Below are 14,771 nucleotides of genomic sequence, written 5' to 3'. Positions count from 1 at the left end.
ACCATGACGCCTGTTCTCCTCGTTCTCGCCGGTCCGGCCGGCTCTGGCAAAACCACCTTGTGCGAACGCATGGTCGCCGAGGTCCCGGGGTTTGAGCGTATTGTCACCACCACCACGCGCGCCCCGCGTCCCGGCGAGGTTAACGGCGTGCATTACCACTTTTTCACCCCGGAAGAATTCGACGCCAAGGTCGCTGCAGGCGAGTTTCTGGAATGGGCCTGGGTGCACAAGACCGGCAACCGCTACGGCACCTTGGCCTCCGCTGTGCTCGATCCCCTTCAGGCCGGGCGCAGCCTGATCATCAACGTCGACGTGCAGGGCGTGGAGAGCTTCTGCAAGGCGGCCCAAGCCTCCCCCTTGCTCGCGAAACGCATGGGCACGGTTTTCATCAATGTCCCCATTCCCGAGCTGCGCGTGCGCCTGACCGGACGCGGCGAAAGCGAGGCGGAGATCGCCCATCGCATGGAAACGGCCGCGAACGAACTGAAGGAAATCGGTAAATTTGATTTCGTGGTCGAGAGCCGCAACCGGGAAGACGATTTTGCGGCACTGCTGGCGATTTGGCGCCAAGTGCAGACACGGGCCGAAGATGCCGTCTAAGCGACCGCCGAAATCGTTCTCGTTCTCTTACTCCTACGCGTTCTTGGCCTGAAATTACCGCCGTACTCCCGCGAGTAGGAGCAGGAGTACGATTAGCCAATCCTCTCCACGCTCCCGCAGCCGCGTCCGCTTACGGCTGATGCAGCGAGTGCAGTTGGCTGCTGTTGATTTTGTTACCTGGGCCGAGCAGGACCACGCGCGGCTGGTGGCCGGCGATTTGATCCTCGGGCAGCCGGCAGTAGGCGATGATGATCGCCAGATCGCCCGGCGCCACCAAGCGCGCGGCGGCTCCGTTGACCTGAATTTCACCGGCCGCGCCGTAAATCACGTAGGTGGTGAAACGCGCGCCATTGTTAATATCGAGCACGTCAACCTGCTCGTATTCGAGGAGACCGGCGGCGCGGCAAAGTTCGCGGTCAATCGTCACCGAGCCCTCGTAATCGGGATCGGCGGCGGTAATGGTTGCGCGGTGAAGCTTGGTCTTGAGAAAGGTGCGATACACGGGCGAAAAAGAAAACGTGTAGGGGGAAAACCGCCCGGGGCAAGATCAGGTTCGCGGCACGGAATCGGGTAGCCTCAGTCGGATCCACGCAGGCGAAGCTTTAGAATGAATCCACCCCGCGTGTGGCCTTGAGCGTGAGCCAAAGGGGCTCCCGCCCCCAACAGTTAACCCGCTGGATTCTAGCGCCTCGCTGCGCAGCGCCTAAAAACGGGCTACGCCCAGCGGCCAAGGCGGCCCGAATTTTGCTCTCGTCGGAGCCAAGCGGATGACTTACGCATATCCGCTTCATTTTTCCATGAAGCACTTCCTCAAAGAGACGGACTTCAAGCCCCACGAGGTGGCTGAAGTTTTTGCGTTGGCCCGAGAGCTCAAAGCCAAACGTGGCCGGCACACCCCGCCGGTGCTCGAGCACCAGACCTGGGCTCTGATTTTCTCCAAGTCCTCCACACGCACCCGCGTCTCCTTCGAGGTCGGCGTGCACGAGCTCGGCGGCAATCCGCTCTTCCTTAACAAAAACGACATCCAGCTTGGGCGCGGTGAGTCGGTTGAGGACACCGCCAAGGTGCTGTCGCGCTTCGTCCACGGGCTGATCGTGCGCACCTACGAGCACAGCGAGGTCGAGCGCCTGGCCGCCAGCGGCACGATTCCGGTGATCAACGCGCTCACCGATTTCCTGCACCCCTGCCAGATTTACACCGACGCATTCACCATGGCCGAGCGCTGGGCACCCAAGGGCGGCGATCTGCTCGCCTCGCTCAAGGGCCGCAAGATTGCGTTTTTGGGCGACACGGCCTGCAACATGGCTAACTCGTGGATCCTTGGCGCGGCGCTTTTCGGCATGAAGATCTCGCTCGCCGGCCCCAAGGGCTTCGAGCCCGGCCCGGAAATCAACGCGCTGCTCAAGCAGGAGGGCTTTGCCCAGAACTACCAGTTCACCACCGACCCGTTTGAAGCGGTGAAGGATGCCGACGTGGTTTACACGGACGTTTGGGTGAGCATGGGCAAAGAGGAGGAAAGCAAACAGCGCATCGCCCTGATGTCACCCTACGCGGTCACCGGCGCGCTGTTCGCTGCCGCAAAGCCCGACGCCTACTTCATGCACTGCCTACCGGCGCACTCCGGTGAAGAGGTATTCCAAGAGGTTTTGGATAACCCGCGCTCGATCATTTTCGACCAGGCCGAAAACCGCCTGCACACCCAGAAGGCCATCATGGCCGTGCTCGCCCAACAACCGCGCGCCTGAGCCGTTTTGTAACCGCGAATGGACGCTAATGGCCGCGAATAATCTGATCCAGGCGGATGAGGTTTATCGCATTATCGGTGCCGCATTCTCGGTTTTAAAGGAGCTCGGGCATGGGCTGCATGAAAAGCCTTATGAAAATGCGCTGGTGGTGGAGTTCGGACTCTGCGGTATCTCCTACGACCAGCAAAAGCGCTTTTCGGTCCTCTATAAAAACGTGCAAGTCGCCGAATTTATCCCCGATTTGATCGCATTCGAGTCGGTGATCGTGGACGCCAAGGCGATTGATGGCATCACCGATCACGAACGGGGGCAAATGATCAGCTATCTACGAATCACCAAGCTGAAGGTCGGGCTTATTATTAATTTCAAGCGTGCCAAGCTTGAGTGGGAACGCATCGTCCTGTCCGATCATTCGCGTTAATTCGTGTCCATTCGCGGTTAAAAACTCTTTCACTCAACTCTCTCTTTTTTACCTATGAAAATCGTTCTCGCCTACTCCGGAGGTCTCGACACCTCCGTCATCGTCAAGTGGCTCAAGGAAACCTACGACGCGGAGATCATCACCTTCGCCGCTGACGTCGGCCAAGAGGAAGAGCTCAAGGGCCTCGACAAGAAGGCCAAGGCCACCGGCGCCTCCAAGCACTACACCCTCGATCTGGTCGAGGAATTCGCCAAAAACTACATCTACCCGATGATCCGCGCCAACGCGGTTTACGAGGGCCAGTATTACCTGGGCACCTCCATCGCCCGCCCCTTGATCGCCAAGGCCCAGGTGGACATCGCCCGCAAGGAAAAGGCCGACACCGTCGCCCACGGCGCCACCGGCAAGGGCAACGACCAGTGCCGCTTCGAGCTCACCTACATGGCGCTCGCCCCCGATCTCGATATCATCGCCCCGTGGAAAATGGAGAGCTACCGCGCTGAATTCCCCGGCCGCGCCGAGATGATCGCCTACTGCGCCAAGCACAAGATCCCCGTCGAGGCCTCGCTCAAGAAGCCCTATTCGATGGACCGTAACCTCCTCCACATTTCCTACGAGGCCGGCATCCTGGAAGATCCCTGGTTCGACCCGACCACGAAGGAGAACAAGGAGATGTTCAAACTCTCCGTTTCCCCTGAAGACGCGCCCGACAAGGCCGAGTACGTCGAGATCGAGTTCGAGAAGGGCGACGCGGTCGCCGTCAACGGCAAGAAACTCACCCCCGGCAAGGTCCTCAAGACCCTCAACAAGCTCGGCGGTAAACACGGCATCGGTCGCGTTGACCTCGTGGAAAACCGCTTCGTTGGCATGAAGAGCCGCGGCGTCTATGAGACCCCGGGTGGCACCATCCTCATGCAGGCCCACAAGCAGATCGAGAGCTTGACCCTCGACCGCGAGGTCGAGCATCTGCGCGACAGCCTCATCCCGAAGTACGCCGAGCTCGTTTATAACGGCTTCTGGTTCGCCCCCGAGCGCGAGGCCCTGCAGGCCCTCGTCGACGAGAGCCAGAAGTTCGTTTCCGGCACCGTGCGGTTGAAGCTCTACAAGGGCAACATCATCACCACGGGCCGCAAGTCGAAGTATTCGCTCTACGACGACAAGATCGCGTCGATGGAAGGCGTGAAGAGCTGGTACAACCAGAGCGACGCGACCGGTTTCATCCGCCTCAACGGCCTGCGTCTGCGCGCCCGCAGCCTCGCCCAAGGCGGCCCGAAGGTCTGAGCGGTCGGGCCAGATTAGTTTTATCCGCTACAAGGCGCGCCCATTCAGGGCGCGCCTTTTTTGTGCGGGCAGGCCGGCACCTGCGAGAAGTATTGGGCCGGATTATGGCAATTCGGTTACGGCGTTACCTTATTATTACAATAGGTTTATGGCGCTAAATTTGAGCGCTGGTAACGGTTGGGTTCTTTCGCATGAAAATCCAACTCAACTCCCTCCTCGAGGGCGCTTCGTGCGCACTACTGCCTGTCTCGGCTTTCGCTGATATCTCTTTTCTCTCGGGCGTGGCCCTGCCCAACGGCGGTGAAATCATCTCTTTTGCCGGGGACTCGTTGCTCTCCACCAACTCAATCGCGTTCAAGGCAGCTACGACGAACCCTGTTGCAGCGGAAGTCCCGGCCAACCACTCCATTCAGGCCTATACGCTGGGTTCGAATGCCGTTTTGTCGGCCACCAGCACGATCGACCTCAATACTGTTTACGGCACCGCTGGCGCTACGCTTTCCATTTCCAGCGTGCTCAACGACGCCCGCGGCTTCGGTGTTGCCACGGTGATCCCCACTGCGACGGGATCAACCAACTTCGGCCGCATCGCGATCTTCGACAAGACCAGCGGCAGCATCCTCAAGACGCTTGATGTCGGCTACCATCCCGACTCCGTGACCATCACGCCCGATGGCAGCAAGCTGCTGATCGCCAACGAAGGTGAATTCGTCAGCACCACCGCCGATGGCACCTTCGCCCGTCCAGGCTCGGTGAGTGTCGTCAACCTCTCCGGGGTGAACTCGTCCAACTACGCCAGCACACTGGGAGCGCTCACCAACGCCGCGGTCAGCACCCACGACTTCAGTGCCGGTAACCTGGGCGCGGGCGTCACCCTGGACGGCCTGCGCAACAACCGCCTCGACACGCTCACCGTGAAGACGGCCAACGCGGCCGACGTGGAGCCCGAATACATCACCGCCAGCAACACCACGGCCTACGTGACCCTGCAAGAGGCCAACGCCATCGCCACCCTCGACTTGGCCACCGGCAAATACACCAAGATCAGTCTGCTCGGCACCATCACCCAGACCATCGATGCCTCGGACCGCGACGGCGCCGGCTCGGGATCAACTCAGGGCAAAGCCATTGCCATCAACGACACGGTCGCCGGCATGCCGATGCCCGACACCATCACCAAGTTCGAGCGCAATGGCACCACCTACCTGGTGACCGCCAACGAAGGTGACGCTCGCGGCGACGACGGCGATATCACCCGTGGCGCGACGCTTCTCACTAACACGACTGCGACGCCCGAGGTCGTAGCGCTTGCCAACAACACCGGCATTGGCCGCCTCAACTTGCTCAAGGATCAGGGCGACACCAATGCCGACGGTATCATCGACACGCCCACCATGCTGGGTACACGCAGCTTTTCCATCTGGAATGCCGAGACCGGCGCGCTCGCCTTCGATTCCGCCTCCATGATCGAGCAGTATGTCGCCGCTAACAACCCGGACTCGTTCAATATGAGCAAAGGTGATCCGGGGCTTTTCGACACTCGTTCCGATGACAAAGGGCCCGAGCCCGAGGCCCTCGCCTTCGGTAGCTTCGATGGCAAGGACTTTGTATTCGTGGGTAACGAGCGTGAAAACGGCATTTTTCAATTCGACATCACCGATATCAGCGACCCTAGCAAGGTCACCATTGTAGGCTATTTTAACCCGATCACGGGCTTAACCGATGGGGCCAGTGGTGGCGTCTATATCTCTCCTGAATCGATGCTTTTCCTAGCTGCTGGAGCGGCGGGGAATACGACAGGAAAAAACCTGCTGATCGTCGGGTTTGAAGGCCACGGTGATCCTGGTTCGGCGGGCTCGATCGGTGTCTTTGAAGTGACTTCGACCTCCGCCATCCCCGAGCCGTCCACTTATGCGGCCTTTGCCGGCTTGGGCGTGTTGGGGCTGGCCCTTTCCCGCCGCCGCCGCGCCGGTCACTAATTCCACAGCGCGGTCAAGTTGAGGCAACTTGGCCGCAATCAGTCGCTTAGATCATTTAGTTTAATCGGTATCCGTTTAAAGTAGCGCAGACTTCCGGTCTGATCCGAACGAGGATGCAGACTGGAAGTCTGCGCTACGTCGGGCCACTTGTGGCGATGGTTGCACTAACGTCCTTCCGTCCGGTTTGGCCGTCCAGGCCGTGAATCACGGTGTCTGGGCGGCAAGCAGCGCATGCTGGCCGTCCACCGGCAGTAGGCGGCGGCCGCCGGTGGCGATACGCATTTTTTCCAGCCATGCCTCGAACTCGGGCGCGGGGCGCAGGCCTAGCACTTGGCGCAAGTAGTGGCTGTCGTGGAAGCTGGTGCTTTGGTAACCGAGCATGATGTCGTCGGCCCCGGGCACGCCCATGATGAAGTTGCACCCCGCCACACCCAGCAGCGTGAGCAGCGTGTCCATGTCGTCCTGGTCGGCTTCGGCATGGTTGGTGTAACACACGTCGACGCCCATCGGCAGGCCGAGGAGTTTGCCGCAGCAATGGTCTTCCAGGCCGGCGCGGATGATCTGCTTACCGTCGTAGAGGTACTCCGGGCCGATGAAGCCCACCACCGTGTTCACCAGCAGCGGCTTGAAGGCGCGGGCCACGGCGTAGGCGCGGGTTTCGCAGGTCTGCTGGTCGAGGCCGTGGTGCGCGTTGGCGGACAGGCAGGAGCCTTGGCCGGTCTCAAAATACATGCAGTTGTCGCCCACCGTGCCGCGCTGGAGCGAGAGCGCGGCGGCCCGGGCCTCGGCCAAAAGCCCGAGGTGGAAGCCGAAGCTTTTGTTGCCCGCCTCGGTGCCGGTGATGGATTGGAAAACCAGGTCCACGGGAGCGCCGCGGCTCATCGCCTGAAGTGCGGTCGTCACGTGGGCGAGGATACAGGACTGCGTCGGGATTTCGTAGCGGTGCACGAGTTCGTCAATCAGCCGCAGGAGCGTTTCCATCGCCGCCACGCTGTCGGTTGCGGGGTTGATCCCGATAACGGCGTCGCCGCAGCCGTAGAGCAGCCCGTCCAAAATTGAGGCGGCGATCCCCTTCGGGTCGTCGGTGGGGTGGTTGGGTTGGAGTCGCACCGCGAGGCGTCCGGGCAGGCCGATGGTGCTGCGGAAGGCGGTGACGACGCGGCATTTTTTGGCAACGAGGACGAGGTCCTGGTTGCCCATGAGCTTGGCCACGGCGGCGACCATCTCGGGTGTGAGTCCGGGGGCGAGTGCCGAGAGTGCGGGCGCATCAGTCTCGTAACGAAGGAGCCAGTCGCGGAACTGGCCCACTGTGAGCCCGGCGACCGGGGCGAAGGCGGCTCGGTCATGGGTGTCGATGATGAGGCGGGTCACCTCGTCGGTTTCGTAGGGGATGAGCAGGTCTTCGAGGAACCGGGCAAGCGGAACGTCGGCGCGACAAAGCTGGGCGGCGATGCGCTCCTCGGCGGAGGCGGCGGCCACCCCGGCGAGCACGTCGCCCGAGCGCAGCGGCGTGGCTTTGGCCATAAGTACCCCGAGTGAGGAAAACGTATGCCGCGTACGGCCGATTGTGGTGGCGAAACTCATGGAAAAAACCTTTCGATCCGGTTGCCCACGAAACACACGAAAACACCCGAAACCGGGAAGGATGGGTTTATGTTTCGCGTCATTTCGTGGGCTAAAAACTCCGTGGCGGTTTAGTAATGGTAGCGGGCTTGGGCGAAGAGGATGCGGTCTTCGCGGACCATATAGACGAGGCGATGCTCTTGGGTGATGCGGCGGGACCACACGCCCGAACCGAGGTGGCGGAGGGGTTCGGGTTTGCCAATGCCGCTGTGCGGATCGCGGCGAATGGCTTCGATGAGTTCGAGAATTCTTAAGGCGGTTTTTCGGTCGGTTTGAACCCACCAGGTAAGATCGGCGAGGAAGTCGCGGTCGAAAACAAGGCTGCGCGTCGGCTCGGTCATGCTTTTACGCGGGCGGCAAGTTGAGCGGGTGTGAGGGTGATGCCTTGGCCTTTTTCGAGGCGCTTGAGCGCGGAGAGAAGGCGACGGGCATTGGCGGGTGAACGAAGAAGATGCGCGGTTTCGACGACCCCTTGCCACTCGTCGAGCGGCACGAGGACGACGGACTCGTGTCCGCGGCGCTCAAGCACCACGGGCTCGCGGGTGGAGACGGTTTCGTCCCAAACGCTGGCCAGTTTGTCGCGGGCTTCGGTGTAAGAAAGTGTTGTCATGGAGACAGGCTAATACGAACAGGTTTCCTGTCCAGAAATGGTTTTCGGCTGGTGCAGGATTTCGCCAATCCAGTTAACCACGAAACACTCGAAAGCTGGAGAGATCGGCCCCATTCGTGCAGTTCGTGGTTCATCGCTCAGTCGAATTTGTTGAGGTAGGCTTCGGCCAGCTCGCAGGTGTCGTCGGTGAATTGCGGGCCCATCGCCTGGGCCTGGGCGGTGTCGGCGTGCGAGCCGATCCAGGCAACGAGCAACAGGCGGCGCAGCATGATGAAGGTGGGAATCGCGGCGAGTTCGCGGGCGGACAGGCGCCGGTGCTGGGTGTAACCGGTGAGCCAAGCGTCGATATAGTCGGGCGGGGTGCACTCGCGCCCGGCGGCGGAGGTGTTTGTCCCGATCGTGCGCGCGGTCGTTAAATCGCTGGATGCTGACTGAGCGTGGCGGGCACCTGCGTGTCCTTGAGCGCGACGCCGCTCAGTCCGAGCCGGGCGGATTCGATGAGCAGGTGGGCGATTTTGCGCGCGGCTTCGGCAGGCGGCAGGCCTTCGGGGCGGATGTTGGAAACGCAGTTGCGGTCCGCGTCGGTGCAGGCGGCGCACGGCCGGTGCGTAAGGTAAGCGCCCAAACTATCGGGCATGCCCAGTCCGGGACGCTCGCCCAGCAAGATCAGCGAATGCCGTGCGCCCAGCAGTTCGCCGATCTCGTCCTGGAGTTTCACGCGGCCGAACGGCGCGAGCAGGATCGGGTAAAGCGTCCAGCCAGCCGCCGTCAGCAACCCGGCGAGAAGAGTAACCGTTTCGACGGCGTGGCGTTCAGCTGCCTGTGCGGCCAGCCCGTCTGAAATGACGATCACCAGGTCGCGTGGCCCCCAGTCGGAGGCGAGGGACGTGAGCTGCGCGCGCGCCGTAACATCCAGACGACGGCCCAGATCGGGACGCACGAGATAAGTTTTTTTATCCCCAACGCCGGTGGCGATGCGCTGGGCGGCGAAACCGGCGTCCGCCAGCCGTGCGCAAACCCCGTCGATATCAAAGGGCGCCATCACCGCGTCACGTGCCCGGGCGTGCGAAAGGCGAAAGCCCAGAACTGTGGTCATGCGCTGGCTTCCGCCCGTGCGCCCGAGCGCAATGCGCGCCGGGGTGAAGCGTCGCAGCCCGACCCACGGCTCGCGTCCGGCATCCAAAACGGGGACGGCTACGGCCTCGGCGGTGGTTTCCATGGTCAGTTTAGAGGCAGGAATCGTGCCCGCTGCGTTCAGGTGCCCCTAATCGATGGTGAAACTAAAGGGGCCGTAAGCGCGACTGCGCTCAGCCCTTCCACGCACGCAGGCGGCTGGCTTGGATCAGGCACACGCAATTACTGCCGTCGGCGGTGTGCATCCAATAAAGGTCCAGCTCGGGGAACTCGCGGTCCATCGCGTCCTGCAGGCCGCCGACCTCAATGAGCACCACACCATGGGGTTGCAGGCGGTCGCGGGACTGGCGCAGGAGCTTGCGAATGATGTCCAAGCCGTCGCGGCCGCCATCGAGCGCCATGCGCGGTTCGTGGTGAAACTCCTCCGGCAACCCGTCGCAATGGGCGGTGGGTTCATACGGCGGGTTGCTCAAAATCACGTCGTATTTCACCTTCGGCACGGCGTCAAAAACGTCGCTTTGATGAAGCGTCACCCGCTTGACCAGCTCGTGGGTTTTTACGTTTACCTTGGCGACTTCAAGCGCGCCGGGCGACAGGTCGACGGCATCGACTTTGGCCTTGGGGAAGTGATGGGCCAGCAGGATGGCCAGGCAGCTGGAGCCGGTGCACACATCGACTACGCGCTGCACCTTGTCGGGCGCGGGAAGCCAGGCATCGAGTTGCTGCGGAATGATTTCCAGGAAATAGCTGCGCGGGATCAGCACGCGCTCATCGACGTAAAACCGATACTCGCCCAAAAACGCTTCACGGGTGATGTAGGCTGCGGGAACACGTTGGTCCAGGCGGCGTTCAAGCATGGCCTCGACGGCGCCGACCTCGGCCGGGGTGAGCTTGTGTTTGAGCACGGCGGGCTTGCTGTCCAGGGGCATACCGAGGGTGCGCAACAACAGGTAGAGCGCCTCGTCATGCGCGTTGGTGGCGACCTGGCCGAGGGTGGCACCGGTTTCCTTGTAGCGTGCGATGGCGTGTTTGAGCCAATCACTCAGGGTGACCGGAGTAGGCGCTTTTTTACCGGCCTTGGGAGCGGCGGCGCGTTTTATCGAAGGAATTTTGGTGGTGGCGACAGGCACGATGGGTGTGGTCCTTGAGATAATTTACCGGCACGCAATCAGCCGGCGCATAGGTTGAACAGCAAAACGAACGGCACCGCCACAATCGCCCGCAGAATGCCGAAAAACGACTGCACGGCCGGCACCTGGAAGGCGATCAGGAGGATCAATCCGCCCCACCGACCCATGGCGAGGTAGGTGTGTTCCGACATAATCGAAATTAACTCCGGGTTTGTTGGTCAACCGTGGCATATATTACTTAAGTCAATGCCCGGTAAAGCAAAGCGAATGGAATATACGCCAGGCCATAAATCTGGCCTATAACCATACGGCTTGGAGAGAGATTAATCGCTAGCAGCAGTATGAGTGTTCCCCATGAGGCAAAGCGCATGTAAGTTTCCTCTTTCATTCCAAACCAATACATCAAAAATTTCGACCCATCCAGCGGTGGAATGGGGAGAAGGTTAAAAACCAGTAGGCCAATGTTCACTGAAACCACTATGGCCAAAAGAGGCTGAAATGCGGGGGCGAAACGGTGGCTCAACGCAGCCATGAATGTTGCCACCAGCGCGATTGCTAAATTCATGCCTGGTCCCGCAAGAGTAACCAAAGCGCTATCGTAAGTTCGCCTCTTAAAGTAAGAAGGGTTTATACAAACCGGCTTAGCCCAACCGATCACGCCAAAGCCACCAAAAAAACCGATCGCCCCCAGAAACGGGATGATAATTGTCCCTAAAAGATCAATGTGCGGCACTGGGTTAAGCGTCACGCGTCCCTGTGAACGCGGCGTTGGATCACCCAAACGGTCTGCCATAAAGGCGTGGCCCCATTCATGTAGCGCAAGACTTGAAACGATGATGATGAGATGGATGAGCGCCTCGCGCACCTCCGGAAAGCCGATACTGGTGTCCATTGCGCTCACTTTGCCGAGTTCACGGGGAGCTGCGCAACCAGCTTTTGCTTCTGCGCCTGCAGAACGGGCTCCTTGACCGTTTCGAGCACGGCGAGCACCTCGGCGAATTTTTGCTGGTTGAGCAGCACGTTGGCCTGGTGCAGGCGGATGGTTTCCTTTTCTACGGGGTTGGCGACTTTCGACTCCAGCGCCCGCCAAAATACCAGCGCCGCCGACCACTCGGAGCGCTCCAAATCGTAGAACGACTCCCCGTAGCGGTAGGCGTAGGCGACGTTGCCCGGGGCGAGCGCGGTGGCCTGCTCAAAGGCGTCCTGCATGCCCTGGTCGAGGGTCGCGCGCGTCCACGCCCCGCTTTTCAAAAATTCCTCGCGACCCTCGGTCAGCAGCACGCCGATCTGGTAGTGGTAGAGCGGCTCATTCGGCGCCAGCTGGACTGCGGCGAGGTAGTAGTTGAGCGCATCAAGCGGCCGGCCATCCTCGGCCAAGTAGTTACCCAGCTGGTTTTTAACCAGAGGAAGGTTGGGATCGATGGCGTTGGCCTTGAGCAGCATCGCCGCCGCCAGCTTGCGCTGATCAACCACCGGCTGACTGAGGAGCATCGCGTAACTCACGTAGCCGGCGGCCACCCCGGGGTATTTTTTAAGGTAGTCATCGTAGTTGAACATGAGCTCCTGAAACTGAGCGCGCAGGTCCTCGACCTCGGCGTGGGTGGTTTTTTTTGCCACCTCGGCGAGCAGGTCGCGCTGACGCTCGACGAGGGATTTGAGCGCTGCCGTAGCCGCCGCCGGCACGGGCGACTCCTCGCTGTGAGGCTCCACGGGCGTCGACGGTGCCGCCACCGCAGGCGCGCCCACTGCGGCCATCGAAGCCAACCAGGCGGAGGAAACGCTCAACACGACGAGGGCAAAAAGGCGCAGTGACTTCATAGGGACGAAAGTGGGCAAGTTGAGCATGCGGTGCCGCCGCGTAAATACCCAACCTGCGCAGAAGGAGGGCTGGGAGGTGGGGCGAGTGTGGCCTTGAGCGTGAGCGCAAGGATTCTGCGGGAGGCCGGAAACACCTTGAGCGCACGCTCAAGGCCACGGGGCTCAAGATAAGGCAATAACCCTCCGCGCGGATCTGGGTCCGGTTCGTGGCCTTGAGCGTGAGCGCAAGGATTCTGCGGGAGGCCGGAAACACCTTGAGCGCACGCTCAAGGCCACGGGGCTCAAGATAGGGCAATAGCCCACCTCGCGGATCTGGGTCCGGTTCGTGGCCTTGAGCGTGAGCGCAAGGATTCTGCGGGAGGCCGGAAACACCTTGAGCGCACGCTCAAGGCCACGGGGTTCAAGATAAGGCAATAACCCTCCTCGCGGATCTGGGTCCGGTTCGTGGCCTTGAGCGTGAGCGCAAGGATTCTGCGGGAGGCCGGAAACACCTTGAGCGCACGCTCAAGGCCACGGGGCTCAAGATAGGGCAATAGCCCTCCTCGCGGATCTGGGTCCGGTTCGTGACCTTGAGCGTGAGCGCAAGGACGCCCCCAAGAACACGCCCCCATACGGTGCCCGCCCCCCCCCCCCCCCTGCGTCGCCGCTCTTGCGGCCCCCGCCCTCCCCTCGCACCTTGGACGCACAAACCCCATCCACCCGCCATGCCTACCCATGCTCCCGTGATCGCCTTCGACGCCGACGACACCCTTTGGCACAACGAAACCATTTTCGAGGACGTGCACGCGCGCTACCGCCACATGCTCGCCCAATACCACGACGCCGCCACGGTGGAGCGCACGCTCTTCGCCACCGAGATGCGCAACCTCGATCTCTACGGCTACGGCGTGAAGGGCTTTACCCTATCGGCGCTCGAAACCGCCATCGAGCTCAGCGACGGCAACATCTCCACCAACGAAATCAGCCAGCTCATCGCCCTGGGCCGCGACATGCTCGCCCACCCCGTGGTGCTGCTGCCCGGCGTGGCCGACACCCTCGCCGCGCTCGCCTCCACCCACCGCCTGCTGGTCATCACCAAGGGCGACCTACGCGATCAGGAGCGTAAAATCGCCAAATCCGGCCTCGCCGAGTTTTTTGGCCACACCGAAATTGTGTCCGACAAAAACGCGGACGCCTACGCCTCGATCCTGCGCCGCCACGCGATCTCGGCGTCCGGCTTTGTGATGGTGGGCAACTCGCTCAAGTCCGACATCCTGCCCGTGCTCTCCCTTGGCGGCACCGGCGTGCACATCCCTTATCACCTGACCTGGGAGCATGAACGCGCCGAACCGCCGCCGGTTAACGACGGGCGTTTTTTCACGGTAAAAACCATTCGCGAGCTGCCCTCCCTGCTGGCCCAGTTGGGCATGGGCGGCTAAGCGCCCTTTCGCCTGCACCGACCAATCCTTGGCCGGGACGGCCAACCCTACATTTCCGATCCCGTGTAGCATTGGCCGTCCCTGGCCAATTTCCCTCATCTGGTTCGCCACCGCTGCCCCCCCCCTGCCTATGTGCGGCCGCTACGTCCTCACCCAAGCCCACGCCAAATCCCTGCTCGCCCAGCTCGGCGTGCGCCTGGAGGCACACACCGGCCGCGTGCCGCCGCCCTCGCGCTACAACATCCCCCCCGGCGGCCCCGTCCTCGCCGTGCGCGCCCGCACGGAAAAGTCTAACCCATTGGGTTATACTTTGGCCCGGCCCGCACCCGAACCCGCCCCTGAACCGGCCCGCGAAATCGCCTGGCTTCACTGGGGGCTCTTGCCGGCCTGGGCGGGCGCCGACACCCGCCCCGTCACCAACGCCCGCGCCGAATCCCTCGCGGAAAAACCCTCCTTCCGGCGCGCCTTCCAGTCGCGCCGCTGCATTATCCCCGCCAGCGGATTCTACGAGTGGCAGTCAACCGGCCGCACGCGCCGCCCGTGGCTGTTTCGACTGCACAACGACCAATCGTTCGCTTTCGCCGGTCTGTGGGAAACTTACCGCGCTCCCGACGGTCAACTCGTTGAGTCCTGCGCCCTCATCACCACCGCCGCCAACACCCTCATGCAACCCATCCACCACCGCATGCCCGCGATGCTCGTCGATGCGGCGGCGTGGTCGGCCTGGCTCGATCCACAGATCACCTCGGCCGACATCCTTGCCCCGCTTCTGCGCCCGCTCCCACCCGATGCGCTGAGCGCCACCGCCGTGAGCGCACGCGTTAACCAAACCCGCAACGACGACCCGGCCTGCCTCGATCCCGCGCCCGCCACCGCCACGGACGGCGACAGCGACGGCGCCTTTAACGGCAGCGCAAGGGCCTCCGGCACGACCAACACCCCCGCCCCCACCGACGCCGGCGGTGATTTGCAACTCACGCTCGGCCTCTGAGCGGCCTAGCGCGCGTCACCC

At 61.9% G+C, this 14,771-nt stretch carries 16 protein-coding genes; 7 read left to right on the top strand and 9 right to left on the bottom strand.

What is annotated here, in order from left to right; translation table 11 throughout:
- Nucleotides 1-3: 3 nt before the first annotated feature.
- Entirely contained in the window at nucleotides 4-600 is a 597-nt protein-coding gene (locus H2170_17765; protein MCS6301921.1) for a guanylate kinase, read from the top strand.
- 130 nt (nucleotides 601-730) lie between these two features.
- Here the strand turns inward: H2170_17765 and H2170_17760 are convergent, their stop codons facing one another.
- Complete coding sequence (locus tag H2170_17760) at nucleotides 731-1,102, bottom strand: aspartate 1-decarboxylase (protein MCS6301920.1); 372 nt, start codon at nucleotides 1,100-1,102, stop codon at nucleotides 731-733.
- A 295-nt stretch (nucleotides 1,103-1,397) separates the two neighbouring features.
- Between H2170_17760 and argF the strand changes: the two genes are divergently transcribed.
- The 4 genes from argF to H2170_17740 all read left to right on the top strand — a co-directional run bounded on the left by argF (nucleotide 1,398) and on the right by H2170_17740 (nucleotide 6,026).
- Entirely contained in the window at nucleotides 1,398-2,345 is a 948-nt protein-coding gene (gene argF / locus H2170_17755) for an ornithine carbamoyltransferase (GenBank protein MCS6301919.1), read from the top strand.
- Between the two features lie 28 nt (nucleotides 2,346-2,373).
- Complete coding sequence (locus H2170_17750; protein ID MCS6301918.1) at nucleotides 2,374-2,766, top strand: GxxExxY protein; 393 nt, start codon at nucleotides 2,374-2,376, stop codon at nucleotides 2,764-2,766.
- A 54-nt stretch (nucleotides 2,767-2,820) separates the two neighbouring features.
- Nucleotides 2,821-4,047, top strand: coding sequence for an argininosuccinate synthase (locus H2170_17745; protein ID MCS6301917.1), 1,227 nt, complete (start codon nucleotides 2,821-2,823; stop codon nucleotides 4,045-4,047).
- A 191-nt stretch (nucleotides 4,048-4,238) separates the two neighbouring features.
- The gene (locus H2170_17740) at nucleotides 4,239-6,026 is read left to right on the top strand and encodes a PEP-CTERM sorting domain-containing protein (protein ID MCS6301916.1); all 1,788 of its coding nucleotides are present in this window, start codon (nucleotides 4,239-4,241) and stop codon (nucleotides 6,024-6,026) included.
- Between the two features lie 204 nt (nucleotides 6,027-6,230).
- Here H2170_17740 and H2170_17735 read toward each other — a convergent pair whose 3' ends face one another.
- From H2170_17735 to H2170_17700, 8 genes are all read right to left on the bottom strand, one after another.
- Nucleotides 6,231-7,610 carry an ethanolamine ammonia-lyase subunit EutB gene (locus tag H2170_17735; protein ID MCS6301915.1) on the bottom strand — a complete coding sequence of 460 codons (1,380 nt, stop codon included), beginning with the start codon at nucleotides 7,608-7,610 and terminating at the stop codon, nucleotides 6,231-6,233.
- Between the two features lie 110 nt (nucleotides 7,611-7,720).
- Nucleotides 7,721-7,990: a Txe/YoeB family addiction module toxin gene (locus tag H2170_17730; GenBank protein ID MCS6301914.1), complete on the bottom strand. Its 270-nt coding sequence runs from the start codon at nucleotides 7,988-7,990 to the stop codon at nucleotides 7,721-7,723.
- Complete coding sequence (locus tag H2170_17725; GenBank protein MCS6301913.1) at nucleotides 7,987-8,259, bottom strand: type II toxin-antitoxin system prevent-host-death family antitoxin; 273 nt, start codon at nucleotides 8,257-8,259, stop codon at nucleotides 7,987-7,989. Before H2170_17725 ends, H2170_17730 begins: the two co-directional genes overlap by 4 nt.
- 412 nt (nucleotides 8,260-8,671) lie before the next feature.
- On the bottom strand, nucleotides 8,672-9,478 hold the full coding sequence (gene eutC, locus H2170_17720; GenBank protein MCS6301912.1) for an ethanolamine ammonia-lyase subunit EutC: 807 nt from the start codon (nucleotides 9,476-9,478) through the stop codon (nucleotides 8,672-8,674).
- 88 nt (nucleotides 9,479-9,566) lie between these two features.
- Nucleotides 9,567-10,493, bottom strand: a complete 927-nt coding sequence (gene prmB, locus H2170_17715; protein ID MCS6301911.1) for a 50S ribosomal protein L3 N(5)-glutamine methyltransferase — start codon at nucleotides 10,491-10,493, stop codon at nucleotides 9,567-9,569.
- A gap of 68 nt (nucleotides 10,494-10,561) precedes the next feature.
- Complete coding sequence (locus H2170_17710) at nucleotides 10,562-10,714, bottom strand: hypothetical protein (protein ID MCS6301910.1); 153 nt, start codon at nucleotides 10,712-10,714, stop codon at nucleotides 10,562-10,564.
- A gap of 47 nt (nucleotides 10,715-10,761) precedes the next feature.
- Entirely contained in the window at nucleotides 10,762-11,415 is a 654-nt protein-coding gene (locus H2170_17705; GenBank protein ID MCS6301909.1) for a site-2 protease family protein, read from the bottom strand.
- Nucleotides 11,416-11,420: 5 nt separating this feature from the next.
- The gene (locus H2170_17700) at nucleotides 11,421-12,341 is read right to left on the bottom strand and encodes a hypothetical protein (protein MCS6301908.1); all 921 of its coding nucleotides are present in this window, start codon (nucleotides 12,339-12,341) and stop codon (nucleotides 11,421-11,423) included.
- A 704-nt stretch (nucleotides 12,342-13,045) separates the two neighbouring features.
- Here H2170_17700 and H2170_17695 point away from each other — a divergent pair.
- Together H2170_17695 and H2170_17690 are read left to right on the top strand one after the other, a co-directional pair.
- The gene (locus tag H2170_17695) at nucleotides 13,046-13,759 is read left to right on the top strand and encodes an HAD family hydrolase (GenBank protein MCS6301907.1); all 714 of its coding nucleotides are present in this window, start codon (nucleotides 13,046-13,048) and stop codon (nucleotides 13,757-13,759) included.
- Nucleotides 13,760-13,889: 130 nt separating this feature from the next.
- Nucleotides 13,890-14,750: an SOS response-associated peptidase gene (locus tag H2170_17690; protein MCS6301906.1), complete on the top strand. Its 861-nt coding sequence runs from the start codon at nucleotides 13,890-13,892 to the stop codon at nucleotides 14,748-14,750.
- Nucleotides 14,751-14,771 lie beyond the last annotated feature (21 nt).

Origin of the sequence: Opitutus sp., from assembly GCA_024998815.1 — a bacterium.
Taxonomy (GTDB): domain Bacteria; phylum Verrucomicrobiota; class Verrucomicrobiia; order Opitutales; family Opitutaceae; genus Rariglobus.
Note: the sequence above shows the minus strand (reverse complement) of the source record. Positions and strands in the feature narration are given on the sequence as shown.